The organism is Mycobacterium sp. 852014-52450_SCH5900713 (assembly GCF_001667075.1).
Classification (GTDB): Bacteria; Actinomycetota; Actinomycetes; order Mycobacteriales; family Mycobacteriaceae; genus Mycobacterium.
This window is the reverse complement of the sequence record NZ_LZIL01000076.1, coordinates 67,365-92,176: the sequence shown is the minus strand read 5'-3', so window position 1 is coordinate 92,176 and position 24,812 is coordinate 67,365. Positions and strand designations below refer to the sequence as shown.

General features: G+C 69.2%; 26 protein-coding genes and 1 tRNA gene. 23 read left to right on the top strand and 4 right to left on the bottom strand.

Annotated features, from left to right (window positions below; genetic code table 11):
• Positions 1–10: 10 nt before the first annotated feature.
• Entirely contained in the window at positions 11–1,288 is a 1,278-nt protein-coding gene (locus A5773_RS23075) for an ammonium transporter (protein WP_067792791.1), read from the bottom strand.
• 71 nt (positions 1,289–1,359) lie between these two features.
• On the opposite strand from A5773_RS23075, the gene A5773_RS23070 reads away from it, so the two are divergent.
• Positions 1,360–1,971, top strand: coding sequence for a DNA-3-methyladenine glycosylase (locus tag A5773_RS23070; RefSeq protein ID WP_066946218.1), 612 nt, complete (start codon positions 1,360–1,362; stop codon positions 1,969–1,971).
• Here the strand turns inward: A5773_RS23070 and A5773_RS23065 are convergent.
• On the bottom strand, positions 1,968–3,035 hold the full coding sequence (locus A5773_RS23065; protein ID WP_369817394.1) for a bile acid:sodium symporter family protein: 1,068 nt from the start codon (positions 3,033–3,035) through the stop codon (positions 1,968–1,970). The two genes, A5773_RS23070 and A5773_RS23065, sit on opposite strands and share 4 nt — an antisense overlap.
• Between A5773_RS23065 and tyrS the strand changes: the two genes are divergently transcribed.
• The 13 genes from tyrS to xerD all read left to right on the top strand — a co-directional run bounded on the left by tyrS (position 2,980) and on the right by xerD (position 15,891).
• The gene (gene tyrS, locus A5773_RS23060; protein ID WP_066946211.1) at positions 2,980–4,251 is read left to right on the top strand and encodes a tyrosine--tRNA ligase; all 1,272 of its coding nucleotides are present in this window, start codon (positions 2,980–2,982) and stop codon (positions 4,249–4,251) included. The two genes, A5773_RS23065 and tyrS, sit on opposite strands and share 56 nt — an antisense overlap.
• A gap of 76 nt (positions 4,252–4,327) precedes the next feature.
• On the top strand, positions 4,328–4,702 hold the full coding sequence (locus tag A5773_RS23055) for a DUF732 domain-containing protein (RefSeq protein ID WP_231989246.1): 375 nt from the start codon (positions 4,328–4,330) through the stop codon (positions 4,700–4,702).
• A gap of 28 nt (positions 4,703–4,730) precedes the next feature.
• Positions 4,731–5,507: a tetratricopeptide repeat protein gene (locus tag A5773_RS23050; protein WP_156744938.1), complete on the top strand. Its 777-nt coding sequence runs from the start codon at positions 4,731–4,733 to the stop codon at positions 5,505–5,507.
• A gap of 1 nt (position 5,508) precedes the next feature.
• Positions 5,509–6,519, top strand: a complete 1,011-nt coding sequence (locus A5773_RS23045; RefSeq protein WP_066946205.1) for an HAD-IIA family hydrolase — start codon at positions 5,509–5,511, stop codon at positions 6,517–6,519.
• Between the two features lie 23 nt (positions 6,520–6,542).
• The gene (locus A5773_RS23040; RefSeq protein ID WP_066946202.1) at positions 6,543–6,725 is read left to right on the top strand and encodes a hypothetical protein; all 183 of its coding nucleotides are present in this window, start codon (positions 6,543–6,545) and stop codon (positions 6,723–6,725) included.
• An 8-nt stretch (positions 6,726–6,733) separates the two neighbouring features.
• Positions 6,734–7,537: a TlyA family RNA methyltransferase gene (locus tag A5773_RS23035; RefSeq protein WP_067264790.1), complete on the top strand. Its 804-nt coding sequence runs from the start codon at positions 6,734–6,736 to the stop codon at positions 7,535–7,537.
• Positions 7,534–8,457, top strand: a complete 924-nt coding sequence (locus A5773_RS23030) for an NAD kinase (protein ID WP_066946196.1) — start codon at positions 7,534–7,536, stop codon at positions 8,455–8,457. The genes A5773_RS23035 and A5773_RS23030 overlap by 4 nt, the downstream gene beginning before the upstream one ends.
• Positions 8,458–10,215 carry a DNA repair protein RecN gene (gene recN, locus A5773_RS23025; protein ID WP_067792787.1) on the top strand — a complete coding sequence of 586 codons (1,758 nt, stop codon included), beginning with the start codon at positions 8,458–8,460 and terminating at the stop codon, positions 10,213–10,215.
• Positions 10,216–10,328: 113 nt separating this feature from the next.
• Positions 10,329–11,510 (top strand): putative cytokinetic ring protein SteA, encoded by a 1,182-nt coding sequence (gene steA / locus A5773_RS23020; RefSeq protein ID WP_066946190.1) that lies wholly within the window; start codon positions 10,329–10,331, stop codon positions 11,508–11,510.
• Between the two features lie 9 nt (positions 11,511–11,519).
• Positions 11,520–12,464: a copper transporter gene (locus tag A5773_RS23015; RefSeq protein ID WP_066946186.1), complete on the top strand. Its 945-nt coding sequence runs from the start codon at positions 11,520–11,522 to the stop codon at positions 12,462–12,464.
• A 121-nt stretch (positions 12,465–12,585) separates the two neighbouring features.
• Complete coding sequence (locus A5773_RS23010; RefSeq protein ID WP_066946183.1) at positions 12,586–14,337, top strand: CTP synthase; 1,752 nt, start codon at positions 12,586–12,588, stop codon at positions 14,335–14,337.
• Positions 14,330–14,953 (top strand): NUDIX hydrolase, encoded by a 624-nt coding sequence (locus A5773_RS23005; protein WP_066946180.1) that lies wholly within the window; start codon positions 14,330–14,332, stop codon positions 14,951–14,953. Before A5773_RS23010 ends, A5773_RS23005 begins: the two co-directional genes overlap by 8 nt.
• On the top strand, positions 14,950–15,891 hold the full coding sequence (gene xerD / locus A5773_RS23000; protein WP_066946177.1) for a site-specific tyrosine recombinase XerD: 942 nt from the start codon (positions 14,950–14,952) through the stop codon (positions 15,889–15,891). The genes A5773_RS23005 and xerD overlap by 4 nt, the downstream gene beginning before the upstream one ends.
• A 48-nt stretch (positions 15,892–15,939) precedes the next feature.
• Here the strand turns inward: xerD and A5773_RS22995 are convergent, their stop codons facing one another.
• Positions 15,940–16,692 (bottom strand): O-methyltransferase, encoded by a 753-nt coding sequence (locus A5773_RS22995; RefSeq protein ID WP_066946174.1) that lies wholly within the window; start codon positions 16,690–16,692, stop codon positions 15,940–15,942.
• A gap of 325 nt (positions 16,693–17,017) precedes the next feature.
• Between A5773_RS22995 and A5773_RS22990 the strand changes: the two genes are divergently transcribed.
• The 9 genes from A5773_RS22990 to A5773_RS22950 all read left to right on the top strand — a co-directional run bounded on the left by A5773_RS22990 (position 17,018) and on the right by A5773_RS22950 (position 24,611).
• The gene (locus A5773_RS22990; RefSeq protein ID WP_066946171.1) at positions 17,018–17,881 is read left to right on the top strand and encodes a ParA family protein; all 864 of its coding nucleotides are present in this window, start codon (positions 17,018–17,020) and stop codon (positions 17,879–17,881) included.
• Positions 17,878–18,693: a segregation/condensation protein A gene (locus tag A5773_RS22985; RefSeq protein ID WP_066946168.1), complete on the top strand. Its 816-nt coding sequence runs from the start codon at positions 17,878–17,880 to the stop codon at positions 18,691–18,693. Before A5773_RS22990 ends, A5773_RS22985 begins: the two co-directional genes overlap by 4 nt.
• Positions 18,694–19,389 carry an SMC-Scp complex subunit ScpB gene (scpB, locus tag A5773_RS22980; protein WP_066946165.1) on the top strand — a complete coding sequence of 232 codons (696 nt, stop codon included), beginning with the start codon at positions 18,694–18,696 and terminating at the stop codon, positions 19,387–19,389. It begins immediately after the preceding gene.
• Complete coding sequence (locus tag A5773_RS22975; protein ID WP_066946162.1) at positions 19,389–20,132, top strand: pseudouridine synthase; 744 nt, start codon at positions 19,389–19,391, stop codon at positions 20,130–20,132. Before scpB ends, A5773_RS22975 begins: the two co-directional genes overlap by 1 nt.
• Positions 20,129–20,812 carry a (d)CMP kinase gene (gene cmk, locus A5773_RS22970; RefSeq protein WP_231989247.1) on the top strand — a complete coding sequence of 228 codons (684 nt, stop codon included), beginning with the start codon at positions 20,129–20,131 and terminating at the stop codon, positions 20,810–20,812. The genes A5773_RS22975 and cmk overlap by 4 nt, the downstream gene beginning before the upstream one ends.
• Positions 20,809–22,209 (top strand): ribosome biogenesis GTPase Der, encoded by a 1,401-nt coding sequence (gene der / locus A5773_RS22965; protein ID WP_066946159.1) that lies wholly within the window; start codon positions 20,809–20,811, stop codon positions 22,207–22,209. Before cmk ends, der begins: the two co-directional genes overlap by 4 nt.
• A 210-nt stretch (positions 22,210–22,419) precedes the next feature.
• Positions 22,420–22,493: transfer RNA gene (locus tag A5773_RS22960), tRNA-Pro, on the top strand.
• A gap of 710 nt (positions 22,494–23,203) precedes the next feature.
• Complete coding sequence (locus A5773_RS22955) at positions 23,204–23,434, top strand: DUF6400 family protein (protein WP_067792783.1); 231 nt, start codon at positions 23,204–23,206, stop codon at positions 23,432–23,434.
• A 274-nt stretch (positions 23,435–23,708) separates the two neighbouring features.
• Positions 23,709–24,611 carry an alpha/beta fold hydrolase gene (locus A5773_RS22950; RefSeq protein ID WP_066946144.1) on the top strand — a complete coding sequence of 301 codons (903 nt, stop codon included), beginning with the start codon at positions 23,709–23,711 and terminating at the stop codon, positions 24,609–24,611.
• Positions 24,612–24,638: 27 nt separating this feature from the next.
• Here A5773_RS22950 and A5773_RS26365 read toward each other — a convergent pair whose 3' ends face one another.
• Positions 24,639–24,797 (bottom strand): hypothetical protein, encoded by a 159-nt coding sequence (locus tag A5773_RS26365; protein WP_197505723.1) that lies wholly within the window; start codon positions 24,795–24,797, stop codon positions 24,639–24,641.
• Positions 24,798–24,812: the final 15 nt, after the last annotated feature.

The window sequence follows — 24,812 nt, the reverse complement described above, 5'->3', positions numbered from 1 at the left end:
TGTCAAGGGTCTACGGGGAGCGTTCGGGCGAACCCGGGCGGCGCTGGGGCAGGTGCCCGTGCACGCCCTCGGCGTAGGCGGTCTCGGCATGCTGGGTGAGGTCCACGCCGGTGGTCTCGTCCTCCGCGCTGACCCGGAAACCCATCACCCGGTCGATCACCTTCGCGAGCACCAAGGACACCGCGAACGCGTACAGCGCGACGACGACGATCGCCAGCGCCTGCTTGCCCAGCTGGGTGAAGCCGCCCCCATAGAAGAGGCCGCGCGGGCCCGACGTCATGACCGCCGTGGCGAGGAGCCCGATCAACGACACCCCGACGACGCCGCCGACGAAGTGCACGCCGACCACGTCCAGCGAATCGTCGTAGTTGAGACGGAATTTCGCGCTGACCGCGAAGGAGCACACGATGCCCGCCGCGAGGCCCACGACCGCGGCGCCGAGCGTGTTGACGGTTCCGCACGACGGCGTGATGGCGACGAGCCCCGCGACCACCCCGGACGCCGCGCCGAACGTCGTGGGCCGGCCGTCGCGGACCTGTTCGACCGAAAGCCAGCCGAGCATGCCGAGGCAACCGGCGACGAGGGTGTTGAGGAAGATGGCCGCCGCGGTCCCGTTGGCGGCCAGCGCGGACCCGGCGTTGAACCCGAACCAGCCGAACCACAGCAGGCCGACACCGAGCAGCACGAGCGGCAGGTTGTGCGGCCGCATGGCTTCCTTCTTGAAGCCGATGCGGGGCCCCAGCACCAGCGCCAGGGCCAGCGCCGAGCAGCCGGACACGATCTCGACGACGAGTCCGCCCGCGTAGTCCAGCACGCCCAACTTGGCCAGCCAGCCGCCGGGCCCCCACACCCAATGCGCCACAACCGAATACACGACGACCGTCCAGACCGGCACGAACACCATCCACGCGGCGAACTTCGCGCGGTCGGCGATGGCGCCGCTGACCAGGGCGGCCGTGATGATCGCGAACGTGACCTGGAACGTGGCGTACAGGAGTTCTGGAACCGTGCCGTGCGCGGTGTCCGGGGCGATGCCCAGCATCCCGACATGCCTGAGATTGCCGAGGAACCCGCTCGCCCCGTCTTCGGAGAACGCGACGGTGTAGCCGAGCAACAGCCACGCCACCGTGACCAGCGGGATGGAGATGAAGCTCATCATGATCATGTTGAGCACGCCGGTGGTGCGGACCATGCCGCCGTAGAAGATCGCCAGGCCGGGCGTCATCAGGAGGACCAGCGCCGTGCTGGCCAGCAGCCACGCGGTGGCGGCGGGGTCGATCGGATGCATGATGCGTGCTCCTTCACAGGTCCCAAGACACCGGGATACTGCCATGGAAGCGCTGCCGGTAGGTTCGGTGGGTGGCCGCAAGCGAGCTGCTCGTCGACCCCGTCGCGGCCGCGCATCGGCTACTCGGCGCCACCCTCACCGGGCGGGGCGTCGGCGCCGTCATCGTGGAAGTCGAGGCGTACGGCGGCGTTCCCGACGGTCCATGGCCGGACGCCGCGGCCCACTCCTATCGCGGCATCAGCGGGCGCAACGCGGTGATGTTCGGACCCCCCGGCCGGCTCTACACCTACCGCAGTCACGGGATCCACGTCTGCGCCAACGTTGCCTGCGGGCCGGACGGGACCGCCGCGGCCGTCCTGTTGCGGGCCGCCGCCCTCGAGGACGGCACCGACACGGCGCGCGCCCGGCGCGGCGAGCTGGTTCACGCGGCCGCGCTGGCGCGCGGTCCCGGCAATCTGTGTTCGGCCCTGGGAATCACCATGGACGACAACGGGATCGACCTGTTCGACCCCGCCAACCCCGTGACCCTGAGACTCAACGAGCCGCTGACCCCCGTGTCGGGCCCGCGCGTCGGGGTCAGCCAGGCCGCCGACCGGCCGTGGCGATTCTGGCTCCCCGGCCGCCCGGAAGTGTCGGCATACCGGCGCAGTCCGCGGGCGCCCGCCCCCGGAACCAGCGACTAGACGGTTTGGGTGGCGGGGGCGACCGCGCGAAAGGCGGGGTCCACCCGCCGCGCCAGGAACACGAACGCCACGGCCAGCAGCGGCGCGACGGCACTGTAAATCGCGGCCGGCGTGGCCATCTCGACGCTGTTCAGTAGCTGCGGACTCAACGCGACGCCCATCGCCACCACGGCGTTGTGCATACCGACCTCCAGGCTCACCGCAACGGCCTGTCGGGGAGCCAGCCGCATCAGGCGCGGCGCCAGATAGCCGACCGTCAGGCTCACCGCGCAGAAGGCCACGACGGCCGCGCTCAGCAGGCCGAGGTTGTGCCACAGCGTCGTTCTTCCCCCGGCGATGGCCCCGAGCACGGCGAGGACGAGCAGCGTGAGCGCCACGATTCGCACCGGTTTCTGCAGTCGCCGGGCCAGGTCGGGGAAGCGGTGGCGGACTGCCACCCCGATCGCAATGGGAACGATCACCAGGCCGATCACCGCGAAGAACTTGCCCGGCTGGAGCGGGAGAAACCGCCCTTCGCCGAGGAACCACGTCATCGACACCGCCAGAATCGCGGGCAACGCAACGATGGACAGCACGGCGTTGATCGCGGTCAGCGTGAGGTTGAGCGCCAGGTCGCCGTTGAAGAGGTGGCTGAGGATGCTGGACATCGTCCCGCCGGGGGTCGCGGCCATCAGCATCAACCCGACGGCCAGGTGGGGCTCGAGGTGGAAGCCCTCGGCGATGGCCAGGCACAGCGTGGGGAGCAGCAGCGACTGGCAGACGAGCGCGACAACCAGTGGTTTGCGAAGCGTGGCGGCCCGCTTGAAGTCGTCGACCGTGAGCGTCAGCCCGAGCGCGAGCATGATGATCACGACCACCAACGGCCAATATCGGTTGTCCATGACGCTCCGCGTTGTTTGGTTCGCTGAGTGGAAGGCGATGGCGCGACGATGCGCCGCGCCGTTAGCTTGCCTTATCAAGCAACGCAGGAGCGAATCGCGGCCGCGGGACCGACTAAAGTCGGCGGCGATGTCTTCCGGGATCCTTGACGAGCTGGACTGGCGTGGGCTGATCGCGCAGTCCACCGACCTCGACGCGTTGGCCGCCGAGGCGCGGCGCGGGCCGTTGACGGTGTACGCCGGCTTCGACCCAACCGCGGCCAGCCTGCACGCGGGGCACCTGGTGCCGCTGCTGGCCCTGCGGCGTTTCCAGCGCGCCGGCCACCGGCCGATCGTGCTCGCCGGCGGCGCCACCGGCATGATCGGTGACCCGCGCGACGTCGGGGAGCGCACCCTGAACGAGGCGGACGTCGTCGCCGACTGGACCGAGCGCATTCGCGGGCAGCTGGAGCGCTTCGTCGACTTCGACGAATCCCCGACGGGCGCGGTCGTCGTGAACAACCTGGACTGGACGGCCCCGCTGTCGGCCATCGAGTTCCTGCGTGACCTCGGCAAGCACTTCTCGGTCAACGTCATGCTGGATCGCGACACCGTCCGGCGGCGGCTGGAGGGCGAGGGCATCTCCTACACGGAGTTCAGCTACATGCTGTTGCAGGCCAATGACTACGTCGAACTGCACCGCCGGTACGACTGCGCGCTGCAGATCGGCGGCTCCGACCAGTGGGGCAACATCATCGCCGGCGTGCGGCTGGTCCGCCAGAAGCTGGGCGCGACGGTGCACGCGCTCACCGTCCCGCTGGTGACCGCGGCCGACGGCACCAAGTTCGGCAAGTCCACCGGTGGCGGCAGCCTGTGGCTGGACCCGGCGATGACCACCCCCTACGCCTGGTACCAGTACTTCTTCAACACCGCCGACGCCGACGTCATCCGGTATCTGCGCTGGTTCACCTTCCTGTCGGCCGACGAGCTGGCCGAACTGGAACAGGCCACCCAAGAGCGTCCACAGCAGCGCGCGGCCCAGCGCCGGCTGGCCCGGGAACTGACCGTGCTGGTGCACGGCGAGGCCGCCACCGAGGCGGTCGAGCACGCCAGCCGGGCGCTGTTCGGGCAGGGCGAACTGGACCGGCTGGACGAGGCGACGCTGTCGGCGGCATTGCGTGAGGCCTCGGTCGCCGAGCTCAAGCCCGGTGGCCCCGACGGGATCGTCGACCTGCTGGTGGCCAGCGGCCTGTCCGAGAGCAGGAAGGCGGCGCGGCGCACCATCGGCGAGGGCGGGGTGTCGGTCAACAACATCCGGATCGACAGCGAGGAGTGGGCGCCGCAGCCCTCGGACTTCCTGCACGGCCGGTGGCTGGTGCTGCGCCGCGGCAAACGCACCGTCGCCGGGATCGAAAAGGTCTAGAAACCGCACCCGCAAAACGCGTTGCTGCGCAAACCTTTACCGCACCGTGTTGCGGTTGTGACCCGTACAGGCCAGGGTGGTCACGATGACGGCTTCCCGGCGTGTGGAACGGTCCCTGCTGCGCGTGCTGTTCCTGACCGCCTGCGTGGCGGCCCTGGCCGCCCCGCTGGCCGCGCCCGTCAGCGCCGACATGCGGGGCAACGCGTTCCTGATGGCCCTGACCAACGCCGGCATCACCTACCCGCACCCGGCCGGCGCCCTGGCGCTGGGCCAGTCGGTCTGCCCGATGATCGTCACGCCGGGCCAGTCCTTCGACTCGGTCGCTGCCGAAATGTCCGAGCGCAGCGGCCTGGGCTACGAGTCGGCCGGCCTGTTCACCATCGTCGCCGTCGCCAACTACTGCCCGGCGGTGATAGCGCCGCTGCTGCAGAACCGGCTCACGGCGTACTAGCGCGCGGGGCCCCCGTATCCTCGGCTGCGTGGTCGACGACAGGCAGCGGGGTGAACGGCGCCCGCGCACATCGGGCGGCTGGTCGGGGGCCGGCCGCGCGCGGCCGGCTCAGCCGCAGCAGCCCGACGGCCACCGCACGCCGGAACCCGGGCCGCCGATACCGCCTGGCGTGGAGGCCCGGCAGCTGGCGCCCGAAATCCGGGGCGAACTCAGCACCTTGGACCGGGCCACGGCCGACGCGGTGGCGCGCCACCTGGTCGCCGCGGGTGAGTTGCTCGACGAGGACCCGGAGGCCGCGCTCGGCCACGCCCGCGCGGCGCGCGCCCGGTCCAGCAGGATCGCCGCGATTCGTGAGGCGGTCGGCATCGCCGCCTATCACTGCGGCGACTGGGCCCAGGCGCTGGCCGAATTGCGCGCCGCCCGCAGGATGGGCAGCAAGTCCAACCTGCTCGCCCTGATCGCGGATTGCGAACGCGGGCTTGGCCGCCCGGAGCGGGCGATCGAACTCGCCCGCGGACCGGAGGCGGCCCAGCTCCAGGGCGACGAGGCCGACGAGCTGCGCATCGTCGCGGCCGGCGCGCGTGCGGACCTCGGCCAGCTGGAGCAGGCGCTGACCCTCTTGTCCACGCCGCAATTGGATCCCGGTCGCCGCGGCTCGACGGCGGCGCGGTTGTTCTACGCCTACGCGGACACGCTGCTGGCGCTCGGTCGCAATGATGAAGCGCTGCAATGGTTCCTGCGCTCAGCCGCCGCCGATGTCGAAGGCGTCACCGACGCCGAAGACCGGGTCAGCGAGCTGGGCTGAGATGACCAGCGTTGCGCGCCAATACGATTGCCTGCTGCTCGACCTGGATGGGACGTTGTTTCGCGGCCGCCGGCCCACCGAGGGTGCCGTGCAGGCGCTGGCCGAGGTGCGCAGCCGCGCGTTCTTCGTCACCAACAACGCGTCTCGCAGCGCCGCCGAGGTCGCGGCGCACCTGACCGAACTCGGCTTCACCGCCACCGCCGACGACGTCGCCACCAGCGCGCAGAGCGCGGCCCGGTTGCTGGCCGACCGGCTGCCTGCGGGGTCACCGGTGCTGATCGTGGGCACCGACGCACTGGCCGACGAGGTCAAGGCGGCCGGGCTGCTACCGGTGCGCCGGTATGACGACGACCCGGTCGCCGTCGTCCAGGGCCTGTCGATGACCATCGGCTGGCCGGACCTCGCCGAGGCCGCGCTCGCCATCCGGTCTGGCGCGCTATGGGTGGCGGCCAACGTCGATCCGACGCTGCCCACTGAGCGCGGCCTGCTGCCCGGGAACGGATCCATGGTCGCCGCGCTGCGCGCGGCCACCGGCGCCGAACCCCAGGTCGCCGGAAAGCCGGCGCCCGGGTTGCTCACCGACGCGGCGGCCCGGGGCGACTTCCGCGCGCCCCTGGTGGTCGGCGACCGGCTGGACACCGACATCGAGGGCGCCAATGCGGCCAAGCTGCCCAGCCTGATGGTGCTCACCGGCGTCAGTACGGCCCGGGACGCCGTGTACGCCGATCCCGTGCACCGGCCCACCTACATCGGCCACGACTTGCGCGCCCTGCACTCCGACGGCGAGCAGCTCGCGGTCGGGCCCCAGCCGGGCTGGCGCATCGACGTCGGCGAGCGGGCGGTCATCGTCAGCAGTGACGGGCCCGACGACGGCGACGGGCTCTCGATCGTGCGGGCGGTCGCCAGCGCGGTCTGGGGTGCGCAGTCGGACGGGCGGCCGATCAGCATCGAGGCCGCCGACGACCGGGCCCGCGCCGCGTTGCAACGCTGGTCTTTGGTGCGCAGCGACTGACGGATGACTAGCGTAAGAGCGCAATGACTACCGATCCTGAACAGATTCGCGCCGAAATCGACGCCCTGCTGGCCCGGCTGCCCGAGCCCGGGGGCCCGGAAAGCCCCGAGGACCCGTCGCTCCCGGAGCTCGAAGAAATAGCCCGCCGCCTCTCCGAGGCGCACGACGTGCTGCTTGCCGCGCTGGAGTCGGCGGAGAAGGGCTGAGTGCGCGCATGTCTCGCCGCGCCCGCGTCGACGCCGAGCTGGTTCGGCGCGGACTCGCGCGATCGCGCCAGCAGGCCGCCGAGTTGATCGGCGCCGGACGGGTCAGCATCGACGGCCTGCCGGCCCGCAAGCCGGGCACGGCCGTCGCCGTCACCGCGGCCCTGACCGTCGCAGACGATGGCGAACGGGGCTGGGTGTCCCGCGGTGCGCACAAGCTGATCGGCGCCCTGGACGCCTTCGGAATTGCGGTGGCGGGCCGCCGCTGCCTGGACGCGGGCGCGTCGACGGGTGGGTTCACCGAGGTCCTATTGGATCGTGGGGCCGCCGAGGTGGTCGCGGTGGACGTCGGATACGGGCAGCTGGCGTGGTCGCTGCGCTGCGACCCGCGGGTCGTCGTCGTCGAGCGAACGAACGCCCGTGACCTGTCCCTCGAGGCGATCGGCGGGCCCGTCGACCTGATCGTGGCCGACCTGTCGTTCATTTCGCTGGCCACCGTGTTGCCCGCGCTGGCTGGATGTGCTTCCCCCACTGCGGATATCGTTCCCATGGTGAAGCCGCAGTTTGAGGTGGGCCGTGGCCTGGTGGGCGCCGGCGGAGTGGTGCACGACCCCGCCCTGCGTGCCGATGCCGTGCTGGCGGTGGCACGGCGGGCCCCGCAACTGGGCTGGCACCCCGTCGGGGTCACCGCGAGCCCGCTGCCCGGCCCGTCGGGCAATGTCGAATACTTCCTGTGGCTGCGCGGCCAGACGGGATTGGCGGATGACGCGTTCGTGGCAGCGGTGCAGCGAGCAGTGAGTGAGGGGCCGCAATGAACGAGCATCGCACCGTGCTACTGGTGGTCCACACCGGCCGCGAAGAAGCCACCGACACGGCGGCCCGTGTGCAGAAAGTGTTGGGGGACAACGATATCGGTCTTCGCGTTCTGTCCGCCGAGGCGGTCGACCGCGGGTCGCTGCAGGTGGCTCCCGACGACATCCGCGCGATGGGCGTCGAAATTCAGGTGGTCGACGCGGACCCGCAGGCCGCCGAAGGCTGCGAACTGGTGCTGGTGCTCGGTGGGGACGGCACGTTCCTGCGGGCGGCCGAACTGGCCCGCAACGCCGGGATCCCCGTGCTGGGCGTCAACCTGGGCCGCATCGGCTTTCTGGCCGAGGCCGAGGCGGAGGCCATCGACCAGGTGCTGGATCACGTTGTCGCCAAGGACTACCGGGTCGAGAACCGCCTGACGCTGGACGTGATCGTGCGCGCTGGCGGCCGCGAGATCGAGCACGGATGGGCGCTCAACGAAGTCAGCCTGGAGAAGGGCCCGCGACTGGGCGTATTGGGGGTGGTCGTCGAGATCGACGGACGGCCGGTGTCGGCGTTCGGGTGCGACGGGGTGCTGGTGTCGACGCCCACCGGGTCAACCGCCTACGCGTTCTCCGCGGGCGGCCCGGTGTTATGGCCGGACCTCGAGGCAATCCTGGTGGTGCCCAACAACGCTCACGCGCTGTTCGGCCGGCCGATGGTCACCAGCCCCGACGCCACGATCGCGATCGAGATCGAGGCGGACGGTCACGACGCCCTGGTGTTCTGCGACGGCCGCCGCGAAATGCTGATCCCGGCCGGCAGCCGGATTGAGGTAAGGCGTTGCGACACACCGGTGAAATGGGCGCGACTGGACAGCGCGCCGTTCACCGACCGGTTGGTGCGCAAGTTCCGCTTGCCGGTCACCGGGTGGCGTGGAAAGTAGATGCTGACTGAAATCCGGATCGAGTCGCTGGGCGCCATCAGCGCGGCGGTCGGGGAGTTCGACCGGGGCCTGACGGTGCTGACCGGCGAGACCGGCACCGGCAAGACCATGGTGGTGACCGGTTTGCACCTGCTCGGGGGCGCCCGCGCCGACGCGACCCGAGTGCGGTCGGGAGCCGACCGCGCGGTCGTCGAAGGCCGTTTCATCACAACGGATCTCGAGGACGCCGCGGTCGCGCAGCTGGACGAGATGCTGGACGCGTCCGGAGCGGAGCGCGACGAGGACGGCAGCGTGATCGCGCTGCGCTCGGTCAGCCGCGACGGGCCTTCGCGGGCCTATCTCGGCGGTCGCAGCGTGCCCGCCAAGTCGCTGGGCGACTTCACCGCCGAGCTGCTCACCCTGCACGGGCAGAACGATCAGCTGCGGCTGATGCGGCCCGAGGAGCAGCGCGGCGCGCTGGACCGGTTCGCGAAGGCCGGCCCCGTGCTCGAGCGTTACCGCAAACTGCGCGACGCCTGGCTGACCGCGCGGCACGACCTCGTCGACCGCCGGAACCGCATGCGCGAACTCACCCTCGAGTCGGATCGACTCGCTTTCGCGCTCAACGAGATTGACACCGTCGACCCGCAGCCGGGCGAGGACGATGCGCTGGTTGCCGACATCGTGCGGCTCTCCGAACTGGACACGCTGCGCGAGGCCGCGATCACCGCGCACGCGGCGCTCTTCGGGGCGCCCGACGACGCGGAAGCCTCCGGCCACAGCGCCGCCGACAGCCTGGGGCGGGCCCGCACCGCCCTGGAATCGACCGATGACGCGAAGCTGCGTGCGCTGGCCGGGCAGGTCGGCGAGGCGCTCACGGTGGTCGCCGACGCGGCCGGGGAACTGAGCGGCTTCCTGGACGAGCTGCCGGTCGACGCCAGCGCGCTGGAAGCCAAGCTGGCCCGGCAGGCCGAACTGCGCACGCTGACGCGCAAGTACGCCGCGGACGTCGACGGGGTGCTCCGCTGGGCCGAGGAGTCACGCCAACGACTGGCCCAGCTCGACGTCTCCGAGGAAGGTCTGACGGCGCTGGCCGCTCGCGTCGACGAGCTCGCGCGTGAGTTAGCCCAAGCCGCAGTCGATCTCAGCGGCATCCGGCGCAAAGCCGCCAAGCGGCTCGCCAAGGAGATCACCGCCGAGCTGTCCGGGCTGGCGATGGCCGACGCGCAATTCACCATCGACGTGAGCAATGATGTGGCCACCGACAAGGACGACCCGGCCGCGCTCGTGCTGCCGTCGGGTGAGCTGGCCCGGGCCGGCGCCGACGGCGTCGATCAGGTCGAGTTCGGTTTCGCGGCGCACCGCGGGATGGACCAGCTGCCGCTGGCCAAGAGCGCTTCCGGCGGCGAGCTGTCCCGGGTGATGCTGGCGCTGGAAGTGGTGCTGGCCGCTTCGGCCGCGGGCACCACCATGGTGTTCGACGAGGTCGACGCCGGCGTCGGCGGCCGGGCCGCGGTGCAGATCGGGCGGCGGTTGGCGCGGCTGGCGCGCACCCATCAGGTCATCGTGGTGACGCATCTGCCGCAGGTCGCCGCGTACGCCGACGTGCACCTGGTCGTGCACAGCGCCGGGCCCAAGGGGACCAGCGTGGTGCGGCGGGTCGCCGGCGACGAGCGGGTCGGCGAACTGGCGCGGATGATGGCCGGGCTGGGCGAGTCCGACAGCGGCCGTGCCCACGCCCGCGAACTTCTCGATGCGGCACAGAAGGATGAGATCTAACCGTCGGGAACACTTAATACAGATGTGACTAATGGGACTCTAGATAACTTCTGAGGCTGGTGTTACGGCGCGCCTCCACGCGTCCTCCTTGCATCACCGACAGAATCGCCCCCATGAAGATGTCAGGCCTGCTAACCCGTAACACCGCCCGGCCGGGCCTTGTCGGCACCGCCCGGGTGGACCGGAATATCGACCGATTGCTGCGCAGGGTGTGCCCCGGCGACATCGTGGTGCTCGACGTCCTCGATTTGGACCGCATCACGGCGGACGCCCTGGTGGAGGCCGATATCGCCGCGGTCGTCAACGCTTCGCCGTCGGTCTCGGGCCGCTATCCCAACATGGGACCTGAGGTGCTGGTCAACAACGGGGTCACCCTGATCGACGAGACCGGGCCGGACATCTTCAAGAAGGTGAAGGACGGCGCCAAGATCCGGCTGCACGAAGGCGGGGTCTACTCCGGCGACCGCAGGCTGGTCCGCGGCACCGAGCGCACCGACCACGACATCGCCGACCTGATGCGGGAGGCCAAGAGCGGCCTGTCCGCCCACCTGGAGGCGTTCGCGGGCAACACAATCGAGTTCATCAAGAGCGAAAGCCCGCTGTTGATCGACGGCATCGGCATTCCCGACATCGACGTGGACCTGCGCCGCCGGCACGTGGTGATCGTCGCCGACGAGCCCAGCGCCGAGGAGGACCTGAAGTCCCTCAAGCCGTTCATCAAGGAGTACCAGCCGGTGCTCTTCGGGGTGGGCAGCGGCGCGGATGTGTTGCGCAAGGCGGGTTATCGCCCCCAGGTTATCGTCGGCGACCCCGACCAGATCAGTACCGACGCCCTCAAGTGCGGCGCCCAGGTCGTCCTGCCCGCCGACGCCGACGGCCACGCGCCCGGCCTGGAGCGCATCCAGGACCTCGGTGTCGGGGCGATGACCTTCCCGGCCGCGGGCTCGGCGATCGACCTGGCCCTGCTGCTGGCCGATCATCACGGCGCCGCGCTGCTCGTGACCGCCGGCCACACCGCCAACATCGAGACGTTCTTCGACCGGACCCGTGCGCACAGCAACCCCTCGACGTTCCTGACCAGGCTTCGGGTGGGGGAGAAGGTGGTGGACGCCAAGGCCGTGGCCACGCTGTACCGCAACCACATCTCGGCGGGCGCCATCGCACTGCTGGCGCTGACGATGCTGATCGCGGTCATCGTCGCGCTGTGGGTGTCCCGCACCGACGGCGTGGTGGTGCACTGGGTCACCGCCTACTGGAACCACTTCTCCCTCTGGGTTCAGCACTTGGTGAGCTAGGGGGAGAAGATGATCTCGCTACGTCAACACGCTTTATCGCTGGCCGCCGTGTTTCTGGCGTTGGCCGTGGGAGTCGTGCTCGGTTCCGGCTTCCTGTCCGACACCCTGCTGTCCAGCCTGCGTGACGAGAAGCGGGACCTGCACACCCAGATCAACGGGCTCAACGACCAGAAGAACGTGCTGAACGAAAAGCTCAGCGCGGCAAACAATTTCGACACCCAGCTGGTCGGCCGGATCGTGCACGACGCGCTCGGCGGCAAGTCGGTCGTGGTGTTCCGCACCCCGGACGCCAAAGACGACGACGTGGCCGCGGTGTCGAAGTTCATCGGCCAGGCCGGCGGCGCGGTGACCGGAACCGTGTCGTTGACGAGCGAGTTCGTCGAGGCCAATTCCGCGGAGAAGCTGCAGACCGTGGTGAACTCGTCGATCCTGCCCGCCGGTCAGCAGCTGAGCACCAAGCTCGTCGACCAGGGCTCGCAGGCCGGCGACCTGATGGGCATCGCGCTACTGATCAATGCCAACCCGGCGGTCCCGCCGGTCGACGAGCCCCAGCGCGACACCGTGCTGGCGGCGCTGCGCGACACGGGTTTCATCACCTATCAGCCGAGCGATCACCTGGGCGCCGCGAATGCCGCGCTGATCGTCACCGGCGGCGCGCTTCCCCAGGACGCCGGTAATCAGGGCGTCAGCGTCGCCCGGTTCGCCGCCGCGCTGGCGCCGCACGGCTCGGGCACGCTGCTGGCCGGGCGGGACGGCTCGGCGACCGGCGGCGCGGCCGTTGCCGTGACGCGCGCCGATGCGGGGATGAACTCGGCGGTCAGCACCGTCGACGACGTCGACGCAGCCCCCGGCCGCATCACCGCGGTGCTGGGCCTGCACGACCTGATGAACGGCGGCCACGCCGGTCAGTACGGCACCGGTCACGGCGCGACATCGATCACGGTGCCTCAGTAGCGGGCGTGTTCGCCGCGACACTTCGGTCGTGGATGTTAGGGTGGGTTTCCGTGGGTCGGCAGGCCCAACTAGTCATTCGCTAGAAAATTCGACGCCCTGCCCGTCTTCACGGAGGCCGCCTGTGCGAAAGCACCCGCAAACCGCCACAAAGCACCTCTTCGTCAGCGGGGGCGTCGCGTCCTCTCTGGGTAAAGGTCTTACCGCTAGCAGCCTCGGTCAGCTACTGACGGCCCGCGGGTTGTACGTGACGATGCAAAAGCTCGATCCGTACCTCAACGTGGACCCGGGCACCATGAACCCGTTTCAGCATGGCGAGGTGTTCGTCACCGAGGACGGCGCCGAGACCGACCTCGATGTCGGCCACTACGAGCGGTTTCTGGATCGCGACCTGTCCGGCTCGGCGAATGTCACGACGGGCCAAGTGTATTCGACGGTCATCGCCAAGGAGCGCCGCGGCGAATACCTCGGTGACACCGTGCAGGTGATCCCGCACATCACCGACGAGATCAAGAGCCGGATCATGGCGATGGCCCAGCCGGACGCCCAGGGCAACCGCCCGGACGTGGTCATCACCGAAATCGGCGGCACCGTCGGCGATATCGAATCGCAGCCGTTCCTGGAGGCGGCGCGCCAGGTCCGCCACGACCTGGGCCGGGAGAACGTGTTCTTCCTGCACGTCTCGCTGGTGCCGTACCTGGCTCCGTCGGGCGAACTCAAGACCAAGCCGACCCAGCACTCGGTGGCTGCGCTGCGCAGCATCGGTATCACCCCGGACGCGCTGATCCTGCGCTGCGACCGGGACGTGCCCGAAGCGCTGAAGAACAAGATCGCGCTGATGTGTGACGTCGACATCGACGGCGTCATCTCCACCCCGGACGCACCGTCGATCTATGACATCCCGAAGCGGCTGCATCGCGAGGAGCTCGACGCGTACGTGGTGCGCCGGCTCAACCTGCCGTTCCGCGACGTCGACTGGACCGAGTGGGACGACCTGCTGCGCAGGGTGCACGAGCCGCACGAGACCGTGCGAATCGCCTTGGTGGGCAAGTACGTTGAACTCTCCGACGCCTACCTGTCGGTCACCGAGGCGCTGCGCGCCGGCGGGTTCAAGCACCACGCCAAGGTGGAGATGCAATGGGTGGCCTCCGACAACTGCGATACCCCGGCGGGCGCCGCGGCGGCGCTGGGCGACGTGCACGGCGTGCTGATCCCGGGCGGCTTCGGCATCCGCGGGATCGAGGGCAAAATCGGCGCCATCCGCTACGCACGGTCGCGTGGACTCCCGGTGCTGGGCCTGTGCCTCGGCCTGCAATGCATCGTGATCGAGGCCGCGCGCACGGCGGGGCTAGACCAGGCCAACTCTGCCGAATTCGACCCCGAGACACCGGATCCCGTCATCTCCACGATGGCCGACCAGGTCGACGCCGTGGCCGGCCAGGCGGATCTGGGTGGCACGATGCGGCTGGGCGCCTATCCCGCCGTCCTGCAGCCGGATTCGATCGTCGCCCAGGCGTACGGCACCACGCAGGTGTCGGAGCGGCACCGGCACCGCTACGAGGTCAACAACTCCTACCGCGACAAGATCGCCGAGAGCGGCCTGCGGTTCTCGGGAACCTCGCCCGACGGGCATCTGGTGGAGTTCGTCGAATACCCGCCCGAGGTGCATCCGTTCATCGTCGGGACCCAGGCCCACCCGGAGCTCAAGAGCCGGCCCACCCGGCCGCACCCGTTGTTCGCCGCGTTCGTCGGGGCGGCCCTCGACTACCAGTCAGGCGAGCTGCTGCCGGTGGAGTTCCCCGAGCACGGCTCGAACGGCAACCAGCAGCGGGACGGCGTCAGCCAGTCGTTACCTGAGCCCGCGACCCGTGGCTGAACACGATTTCGAGACGGCGTCGTCGAAAACGCTGTACACGGGAAAGATTTTCGCGCTACGCAGTGACCAGGTCCGGATGCCGGGCGGTACCACCGCGATTCGTGAAGTCGTCGAGCACTACGGGGCCGTCGCCATCGTGGCGTTGAACGAGGACGACGACATCGCGATGGTCTACCAATACCGCCACGCGTTCGGCCGGCGATTGTGGGAGCTTCCGGCCGGGTTGCTGGATGTGGTGGGGGAGCCGCCGCAGCAGACGGCGGTCCGTGAACTCCAGGAGGAGGTCGGGCTGCGGGCCGGCACGTGGCAGGTGCTGGTCGACCTGAATTCCGCACCGGGCTTCAGCGACGAATCGGTGCGCGTGTATCTGGCCACCGAGCTGACCGAAGTGGCGCGGCCGGAAGCGCATCACGAGGAAGCCGACATGACGATGCGCTGGGTGCCCGTCGGCGAGGCGGTCCGCCAGGTGTTCAGCGGTGAGATCGTGAATTCCATTGCGATTGCCGGGATTTTGGCCGCCCACGTGGTAACCGAGGGTGTCGCCGAACCACGGCCGGTGGACAGCCCGTGGACCGACAAGCCCACGGCGTTCGTCGCGCGGAAGGCCACGCAATGACAACGGTGGCCCTGGACACCCAAGTCCAGGGTTACCTCGACCACCTCACGATCGAACGGGGCGTCGCGGCGAACACCCTCAGCTCCTACCGTCGCGACCTGCGCCGCTACACCAAGCATCTGTCGGATCGCGGAATTCACGACATCGCCAAGGTGGGCGAGGACGACGTGAGCGACTTCCTGGTGGCGTTGCGTCGCGGCGACCCCGACTCGGGCAGCCCGGCGCTGTCCGCGGTGTCGGCGGCGCGGGCCCTGATCGCGGTGCGCGGCCTACACCGGTTCGCCGCGGCGGAAGGCCTGGCCGAGCTGGACGTCGCGCGCGCGGTCCGCCCGCCCACCCCGGGCCGTCGGCTCCCCAAGAGCCTGACCATCGACCAGGTGCTGGCGCTGCTGGACGGTGCGGGCGGCGACAGCGCTTCCGACGGCCCGCTCACGCTGCGCAACCGGACGCTGCTGGAACTCCTGTATTCGACCGGCGCGCGCATCTCCGAGGCCGTCGGCCTCGACGTCGACGACATCGACACCCGGGCCAGGTCGGTGCTGCTGCGCGGCAAGGGCGGCAAGCAGCGGCTGGTGCCGATCGGGCGGCCCGCCGTGCACGCGCTGGACGCCTATCTGGTGCGCGGCCGGCCGGACCTGGCCCGTCGCGGCCGCGGCATACCGGCCATCTTCCTCAATGTGCGCGGCGGGCGGCTGTCGCGGCAAAGCGCCTGGCAGGTCCTGCAGGACGCCGCCGAGCGCGCCGGGATCAAGTCGGGCGTGTCCCCGCACATGCTGCGGCACTCGTTCGCGACCCACCTGCTCGAGGGCGGCGCCGACGTGCGCGTCGTGCAGGAGTTGCTGGGACACGCCTCGGTGACGACGACGCAGATCTACACGATGGTCACCGTGCACGCGCTGCGCGAGGTGTGGGCGGAAGCGCATCCGCGAGCGCGGTAATCGGGATGCCCGCCGATCGCATTCGTGTGCCCGTGAAGCCGGGCCGACCTAACCCAGGTACTCGGACTCCAGCACCAGGTCGGACACCAGCGACTGGTATTCCAGGTGCGCCTTGTGCTCGACGGTGTTCCATTGCTTGCCCTGCTGCTGGCGCATGTACTCGCGGTACTTCGGCGCGCCCGGCACCCGGACATTGTCGGCGACCACGATCGCACCCGGGCGCAGCCACCCCCGCGCCATGATGCTGTGCAGGTCGTCCAGGTAGGCGTCCTTGTCGTGGTCGAGGAAGGCGAAGTCGAGGGCGCTCGACGCGAACCCGTGCTCGCTGGCCAGCGCGTCCAGGGTGCGCCCGCCGTCACCGATGGTGCCGACGACACACGTCACCCGGTCGGCGACGCCGGCGTGGGCCCAGATGCGCCGGGCGTTGGCGGCGTTGGCCTCGGCGAGTTCGACGGAGTACACCGTCGCGTTCGGGGCGGCGCGGGCGATGCGCAGCGCGCCGTATCCGACGTAGGTGCCCAATTCCAGCGCCACCGCCGGGTCGGCGCGGCGCACCGCGGCGTCGAGGAGTTGGCCCTTCTCGTCGCCGACGTTGATCAGCATCGACTTCTCGTAGGCGAACTTGTCGATGGTGGCCAGCACGTCGTCGATGTCGCCGGCCTTGGCGTTGCGCAGGACGTAGTCCACCGCGGCGGCCTCGCGTCCGTCGCCGATCTGGCCCGTCGTGGTGATGTTGCGCGCGCCCGTCGCCATCCGCCAGACCGACCATCGCAGCAGAGGGATTCGTCGCTTGAGGTCCATGAAGCCACAGTAGTGCGGAAGGCCGCCGGGTAACGGGCGCCCAGATTGCCGTCAAGGTCGTCGCGGCACCGGAATCACAACCCGCACGATGATCTCGGCGCCACTCCCACCGCCGCGCGATATCGCCCGCGATATCAAGTTGGAAATCCGCCCACCACCGCCCCAGTGGTGCTGGTGTGACTGCTGTTAACGATTACCGTCGCCAGGCGCACTACCAGCGCAAATCCGGTGAGATTCGCTGGTGAAACGCCCTGCGGGTCGCCCGGCTGCGGCGCTCGAACCCGTTAGACTTTCGATCGATGTTCACCTCCCGAACACCCCCGCCATGACTGAGCAGCCGGACAGCGGCGTCGAGCTCGGTCTGACCGGGCGGCCGCCGCGGGCGATCCCGGAACCGCAGCCGCGCACCACGCACGGCCCGGCCAAAGTCGTCGCGATGTGCAACCAGAAGGGTGGCGTCGGGAAGACCACGTCGACGATCAATCTGGGCGCCGCGCTCGCCGAATACGGCCGGCGGGTGCTGCTGGTGGACATGGACCCGCAGGGTGCGCTGTCCGCCGGGCTCGGCGTGCCGCACTACGAGCTGGAGAAGACCATCCACAACGTCCTGGTCGAGCCGCGCGTGTCGCTCGACGACGTGCTGATGCAAACCCGGATCAGGTATTTGGACCTGGTGCCCAGCAACATCGACCTGTCCGCCGCCGAGATCCAGCTGGTCAACGAGGTGGGCCGCGAGCAGACGCTGGGCCGGGCGCTGCATCCGGTGCTGGACCGCTACGACTACGTCCTGATCGACTGCCAGCCGTCGCTGGGGTTGCTGACGGTGAACGGTCTGGCCTGCTCGGACGGCGTGGTGATCCCCACCGAATGCGAGTTCTTCTCACTGCGCGGCCTGGCGCTGCTGACGGACACCGTCGACAAGGTGCGCGACCGGCTCAACCCCAAGCTGGAAATCAGCGGGATCCTGCTGACCCGGTATGACCCGCGCACCGTCAACTCGCGTGAGGTGATGGCCCGGGTGGTGGAGCGGTTCGGCGACCTGGTGTTCGACACCGTCATCACCCGGACGGTCCGATTTCCGGAGACCAGCGTGGCTGGCGAGCCGATCACGACCTGGGCCCCGCGCTCGACGGGTGCCGTCGCCTACCGCGCCCTGGCCCGCGAGTTCATCGACCGATTCGGCGCGTGACGGCCAGCGCGAACGGTGAGGCGCCACCCAAGAACGGTTTTCAAGTCCGCCTGACCAACTTCGAGGGGCCGTTCGATCTGCTGCTGCAGCTGATCTTCGCCCACCGGCTCGACGTCACCGAGGTGGCGCTGCATCAGGTCACCGACGACTTCATCGCCTACACCCGCGCGATCGGCTCCCAGCTCGACCTGGAGGAGACGACCGCGTTCCTGGTGGTCGCCGCGACCCTGCTCGACCTCAAGGCCGCCCGGCTGCTGCCGGCCGGCCAGATCGACGACGAAGAGGACCTGGCGCTGCTGGAGGTGCGCGACCTGCTGTTCGCCCGGCTGCTGCAGTACCGCGCGTTCAAGCACGTCGCGGAGATGTTCGCCGAGCTGGAGGCCACGGCGCTGCGCAGCTACCCGCGCGCGGTGGCGCTGGAGGACCGGTTCACCGAGCTGCTGCCCGAGGTGATGCTGGGCGTCGACGCCGAACGGTTCGCCCAGATCGCCGCGATCGCGTTCAGCCCGCGCCCCGTTCCCACTGTGGCCGTCGGGCACCTGCACGAGGTGGCGGTCTCGGTGCCCGAGCAGGCCAAGAAGTTGCTGGCGATCCTGGAGTCTCGCGGCAGCGGCCACTGGGCGACGTTTTCCGAGCTGGTCGCCGACTGCGAGGCGCCGATGGAGGTCGTCGGGCGCTTCCTGGCGCTGCTCGAGTTGTATCGGAGCCGGACGGTAGCATTCGACCAGTCGGAGCCCCTTGGCGTGCTCCAGATTTCTTGGACCGGGGAACGTCCGGCCAGCGAAGCCTTGGTAGAAGTGCGGGACGAATAGATGACTGAGTACGAGCCCGACGTCGATCTCGACGCGGGTATCCCGGAGATCGCCGAGGCGGCGCCGATGGACGCCGAGGAACTCGGCTCCGTGCTGGAGGCGCTGCTCCTGGTGGTCGACACTCCGGTCAGCGCCGAGGCACTGGGTTCGGCCACGCAGCAACCCGTCTACCGGGTCGCCGCGCGGCTGCAACAGATGGCCGACGAACTCACCGAACGCGGCAGCGGCATCGATTTGCGCCAAACCGGCGAGGGCTGGCGGATGTACACCCGCTCCCGGTTCGCGCCATACGTGGAGAAGCTGCTGCTGGACGGCGCGCGGTCCAAGCTCACCCGGGCCGCGCTGGAAACCCTGGCCGTGGTGGCCTACCGCCAGCCGGTGACCCGGGCGCGCGTCAGCGCGGTCCGCGGAGTCAACGTGGACGCCGTCATGCGCACGCTGTTGGCGCGCGGCCTGATCACCGAGGCCGGGGTCGACGACGACACCGGCGCGGTGACGTTCGCGACCACCGACCTGTTCCTGGAGCGGTTGGGGTTGACGTCGCTCGCCGACCTTCCCGACATCGCCCCGCTGCTGCCCGACGTCGACACGATCGAAGACCTGAGCGAATCCCTGGACAGTGAGCCGCGTTTCATCAAGCTGTCGGGCGGTCAGGCGCCCGAGCAGGCGCTGACGTTCGACGTGGACCACGATTGATGGTCGAGACTGAGGGGATCCGCCTGCAAAAGGTGTTGTCCCAAGCCGGAATTGCGTCGCGCCGGGCCGCCGAGAAGTTGATCATCGACGGCCGTGTCGAGGTCGACGGGCAGGTGGTGACCGAATTGGGCACCCGGGTGGACCCCGACACCTCGGTGATCCGCGTTGACGGCGCGAGGGTGGTTCTCGACGAGTCGCTGGTGTACCTGGCGCTGAACAAGCCGCGGGGCATGCATTCCACCATGTCCGACGACCGCGGCCGGCCGTGCATCGGCGACCTGGTGGAGCGCAAGGTGCGCGGCAACAAGAACCTCTTTCACGTCGGGCGGTTGGACGCCGACACCGAGGGGCTGATCCTGCTGACCAACGACGGCGAGCTGGCGCACCGGCTGATGCATCCCTCCCACGAGGTGCCCAAGACGTACCTGGCCACGGTGACCGGGTCGGTGCCGCGGGGGCTGGGCAAAAGGCTGAAGGCGGGAATCGAACTGGACGACGGCCCCGTGCGCGTCGACGAATTCGCGGTGGTGGACGCCATTCCGGGCAAGACGCTGGTGCGCGTGGTGTTGCACGAGGGGCGGAATCGGATCGTGCGCCGGCTGCTGGCCGCGGTCGGCTTCCCGGTCGAAGCGCTGGTGCGCACCGACATCGGACCGGTGTCGCTGGGCAAGCAGCGGCCGGGCAGCTTCCGGGCGCTGAACCAGGGCGAGGTCGGCCAACTGTACAAGGCGGTCGGCCTGTGAATCCTGTGGTGGTGGCCATCGATGGGCCCGCCGGAACCGGAAAATCCTCGGTGTCAAGGGGATTGGCGCGCGCGCTGGGCGCCCGCTACCTGGACACCGGGGCGATGTACCGGATGGTGACCCTGGCGGTACTGCGCGCCGGCATCGACCCGGCGGATGCCGAAGCCGTCGGCCGCATCGGGTCGACGGCACAGCTGTCGGTGGACTACCACCCCGAGGGTGACCGATACTTCCTTGCGGGAGAGGATGTTTCGGTTGAGATCCGCGGCGACGAGGTTACCCGGGCGGTGTCGGCGGTGTCGTCCGTCCCCGCCGTGCGCGCCCGCCTCGTCGGGCTGCAGCGCGAAATGGCCGCGGGCTCGGGCAGCGTCGTCGTCGAGGGGCGAGACATCGGAACCGTCGTCCTGCCAGACGCCCCCGTGAAGATCTTTCTGACCGCGTCGGCCGAAACCCGCGCGCGGCGCCGCAACGATCAGAACGTCGCGGCCGGGCTGACCGGCGACTACGACGCGGTGCTGGCCGACGTCCGGCGGCGCGACCATCTGGATTCCACCCGGGCGGTGTCGCCGCTGCGCGCCGCGCCCGACGCGGTGGTGGTCGACACCAGCGAGATGACGGAAGCGCAGGTCATCGACCACCTGCTGGAGTTGGTCGAGCAGCGAAGCGGAGCGGTGCGGTGACTTCTGACGGTACCTGGGCCGACGAAAGCGATTGGGAATCAGTCGAATTCGGGCTCGAAGAGCTGGCCGAAGCCGGGCCCGCGCCCGTCGTGGCGGTGGTCGGACGGCCCAACGTCGGCAAGTCGACGTTGGTCAACCGGATCCTGGGCCGGCGCGAGGCGGTGGTGCAGGACATTCCCGGGGTGACCCGCGACCGGGTGTCCTACGACGCGCTCTGGACCGGCCGCCGTTTCGTCGTGCAGGACACCGGAGGGTGGGAGCCTGACGCCAAGGGCCTGCAGCAGTTGGTGGCCGAGCAGGCATCGGTGGCCATGCGCACCGCCGATGCGGTCATCCTGGTGGTCGACGCCACGGTCGGCGCGACCGCCGCCGACGAGGCCGCGGCCCGCATCCTGTTGCGCTCGGGCAAGCCAGTGTTCCTGGCCGCCAACAAGGTTGACAGTGAGAAGGGTGAAGCCGACGCGGCGGCGTTGTGGTCGCTGGGGCTCGGCGAGCCGCATGCCGTCAGCGCGATCCACGGTCGCGGCGTCGCCGACCTGCTCGACCAGGTGCTGGCGGCGCTGCCGGAGGTGTCCGAGGCGACGCCCGCACCGGGCGGGCCTCGACGCGTCGCGCTGGTCGGCAAGCCCAATGTGGGGAAGAGCTCGCTGCTGAACAAGCTGGCCGGGGACGAGCGTTCGGTGGTGCACGACGTCGCCGGGACGACCGTGGACCCGGTGGACTCGCTGATCGAATTGGGCGGCAAGGTATGGCGATTCGTCGACACCGCGGGTCTGCGACGCAAGGTCGGCCAGGCCAGCGGGCACGAGTTCTACGCCTCGGTGCGCACCCACTCGGCGATCGACTCCGCCGAGGTGGTGGTCGTGCTCATCGATGCCTCGCAGCCCCTCACCGAGCAGGATCAGCGCGTGCTGTCCATGGTCATCGAGGCCGGCCGGGCACTGGTGCTGGCCTTCAACAAGTGGGATCTGGTGGACGAGGACCGGCGCGAATTGCTGGAGCGCGAGATCGACCGCGAGCTGGTGCAGCTGCGCTGGGCGCAGCGCGTCAACATCTCCGCCAGGACGGGCCGCGCGGTGCAGAAGCTGGTGCCCGCGATGGAGACGGCGTTGGCGTCGTGGGATATGCGCATTCCGACGGGTCCGTTGAATGCGTGGCTCAAGGAGGTGGTGGCTGCGACGCCGCCTCCCGTGCGCGGAGGCAAGCAGCCGCGGATCCTGTTCGCCACCCAGGCCACCGCCCGCCCACCGACGTTCGTGCTGTTCGCCACGGGGTTCTTGGAGGCCGGTTACCGGCGCTTCCTGGAGCGGCGGCTGCGCGAGGCCTTCGGTTTCGAGGGCAGCCCGATCCGGATCAACGTCCGGGTACGCGAAAAGCGGGGCACCAAGCGGCGCTGACCTCTGGTTCTGGCGGTGGCTCTCCCGGACCAATCGGAGGTCCCGAACTCGATAGCATCGGCGATATCACATTCGCGAATCACCTCGTGGTCGCCGACCCGGATCGTGCGCGCGGCAGTGGTTCTAGGGCCGCGAGCCCGGACCTCATTGCTGGGGTAGCGGGTTCTCTACGGTAGGCTTTCGACCTGCTGCCAGTGATCGAGGCGGCACCGGGCTGTGGCGCAGTTTGGTAGCGCACTTGACTGGGGGTCAAGTGGTCGCAGGTTCAAATCCTGTCAGCCCGACACAGTTCAGAGGCGGTTTTGGTCCCGAGCCCCCCGGCGCAATTAAGCGCAGCCCCGTGGACTGACCGGGCTTACGACGGTGGGGGCGGCACTACCGGTTCGCAGGCATTGGGACCTGGGTTCCACCAGTTGCCTGGGCCGCAGTCCGGCGGTGGCGGGGGTGTGACGGGTTGGCAGGCGTTGGCTCCTGGGTTCCACCAGTTGCCTGGGCCGCAGTCCGGCGGTGGCGGGGGTGTGACGGGTTGGCAGGCGTTGGCTCCCGGGTTCCACCAGTTGCCAGGACCACAATCCGGGGGCTGAGCCGAGCTCATTCCCGGAGACACCGCTGCCATGTAGGTCATGGGCGCTAACGCCACCGCGACGGCGCCCGCCACGCGGCGAACACGAATTCTCATCGAAGGCCCTCCCATCAAAGAATGTGAGACCTCAAGCATTGACCTTGACCCGGAGTTTTAAACTGCCCGGGAAGCATCAGCGCCGCCCTCACCGAGAGCGGGCAAATCTCAGCAAACGACCGTCCGCCGGTGTTCGCTACCGCGGTGTGTCCATTCAGGGACTCTTCCTGAGCCGTGCTCGAACGGGCGATGCCGGCGTATTCCGGTCCCAATGTGACGAATCCCAACTGGTAAGAGTGACGTGCGTCATAGCTTGACCAGCGTTAATTAGTCCATCCTAACCATTCGTTCGGGTATCTAACGGCTGGGAGCGCGATGGCCAACTTTGACTTCGCTTATGACCTGACCCTCGATGAGGCGCGCCGACGCAGCGCAGTTCTCGAAGCGATTGGTGCGGACTGGGATCCTGTCGCCGTGCTTGCCGAGGAACAGCGGGCCTACGACATGCTGTACTCGGATCTGGACGGCGAGCAGCAGCGGGTCTACGACGAGTTGGTCCGCGCCGGCGTCCTGCCCTCACGGACGGCCGATCGTGTTACCGATTGATCCGACGGCCGACCGTAGCCGCCGCGCATGGCTGCCTTGCCCGCGCTGCGACCACCGCGCCAAGTGTGGTGATTGCCGGGGCCGGCGAAACTGCGATACGCACTGGCAGTACCTGCTGAGCAACAGGGGGACGCTGGTGCACCTGCAGTGCTCGGATTGCGGTCATCTCTGGTCGACCGACACGCATAACCGCGCGCGCGGGCGCACCGCCTGACCCCACGGCGATCACACCCCGAACCAAGCGATGCGCTCGGGCCGAGGGGATGATGAGCCCATGGACGCTGAACTGCAACGCTGGCTGGCGGCCGGGGAGCACTTCGACTACCTCGGCTTCGACATCTTCTACCGCGTCGAGGGCAGCGGGCCGCCGCTGCTGCTGATCCACGGTTATCCATTCAATTCCTTTGACTGGGCGCGGATTTGGCCGGAGCTGTCGCAACGGTTCACCGTCATCGCACCGGACATGATCGGCATGGGGTTCTCCGAAAAGCCGGTGGCCTACGAGTACTCCGTGGGGGACCACGCCGACATGCACGAAGCATTGCTGGCCCACCTGAACATCCGCAACGTGCACATCCTGGCCCACGACATCGGCGATTCGGTGGGCCAGGAGATGTTGGCTCGCCATGAGTTCGGTCAGCAAGCCTATGGCGCCCTGCGCATCGACTCCATCACCTGGCTCAACGGCGGAATGTTCATCGAGGCATACAAGCCCAGAACGGCGCAGAAGCTGATGTCTGGCACCCCGTTGGGTGACGTATTCAGTCACGTACAGGGCAGCCCGGTGTCCCGCCGGCTGCTGGAGCCCACGCTGCGCGAGATGTTCGGCCCGAACACCAAGCCGACCCGGCACATGATGGATGTGTTCAACCAGATCCTGGACTACAACGATGGCCGCCGGGTGCTGCACAAAGTCGGCCGTTTCATCAACGATCGCTACACCCACCGAAACCGGTGGGTGCGTGCCATGCGGCAGACCGCGGTTCCCATGCGATTGATCGATGGGCCGGTCGACCCCAACTCCGGTGCTCACATGGCGCGCCGCTACGCCGAGGTGATACCCGAACCGAATGTCGTGATGCTCGCCGACGACATCGGGCACTGGCCACAACTCGAGGCCCCCGATGCGGTGTTGACGCACTTCCTCGCCCACATCGACCGCATCGCCGCCGACTGAACGGCTCGTCGTCGGGAAAGCGGTGGGCTATCCGTGATGCGGCGGTCGCTCGTCGCGGAGCCGGCGCTCGTCCGACGCCGCGCGCATCTGCTCCTCGTCGCCGTACCTGTCCAAATCCTCCGGCGGGGTGCGAACCCGCGGGGGCTTCGGTTCGGCCGGTGGTCGCTTTGGGGGTTCGGTGGACACGAGGCGATTATCCGC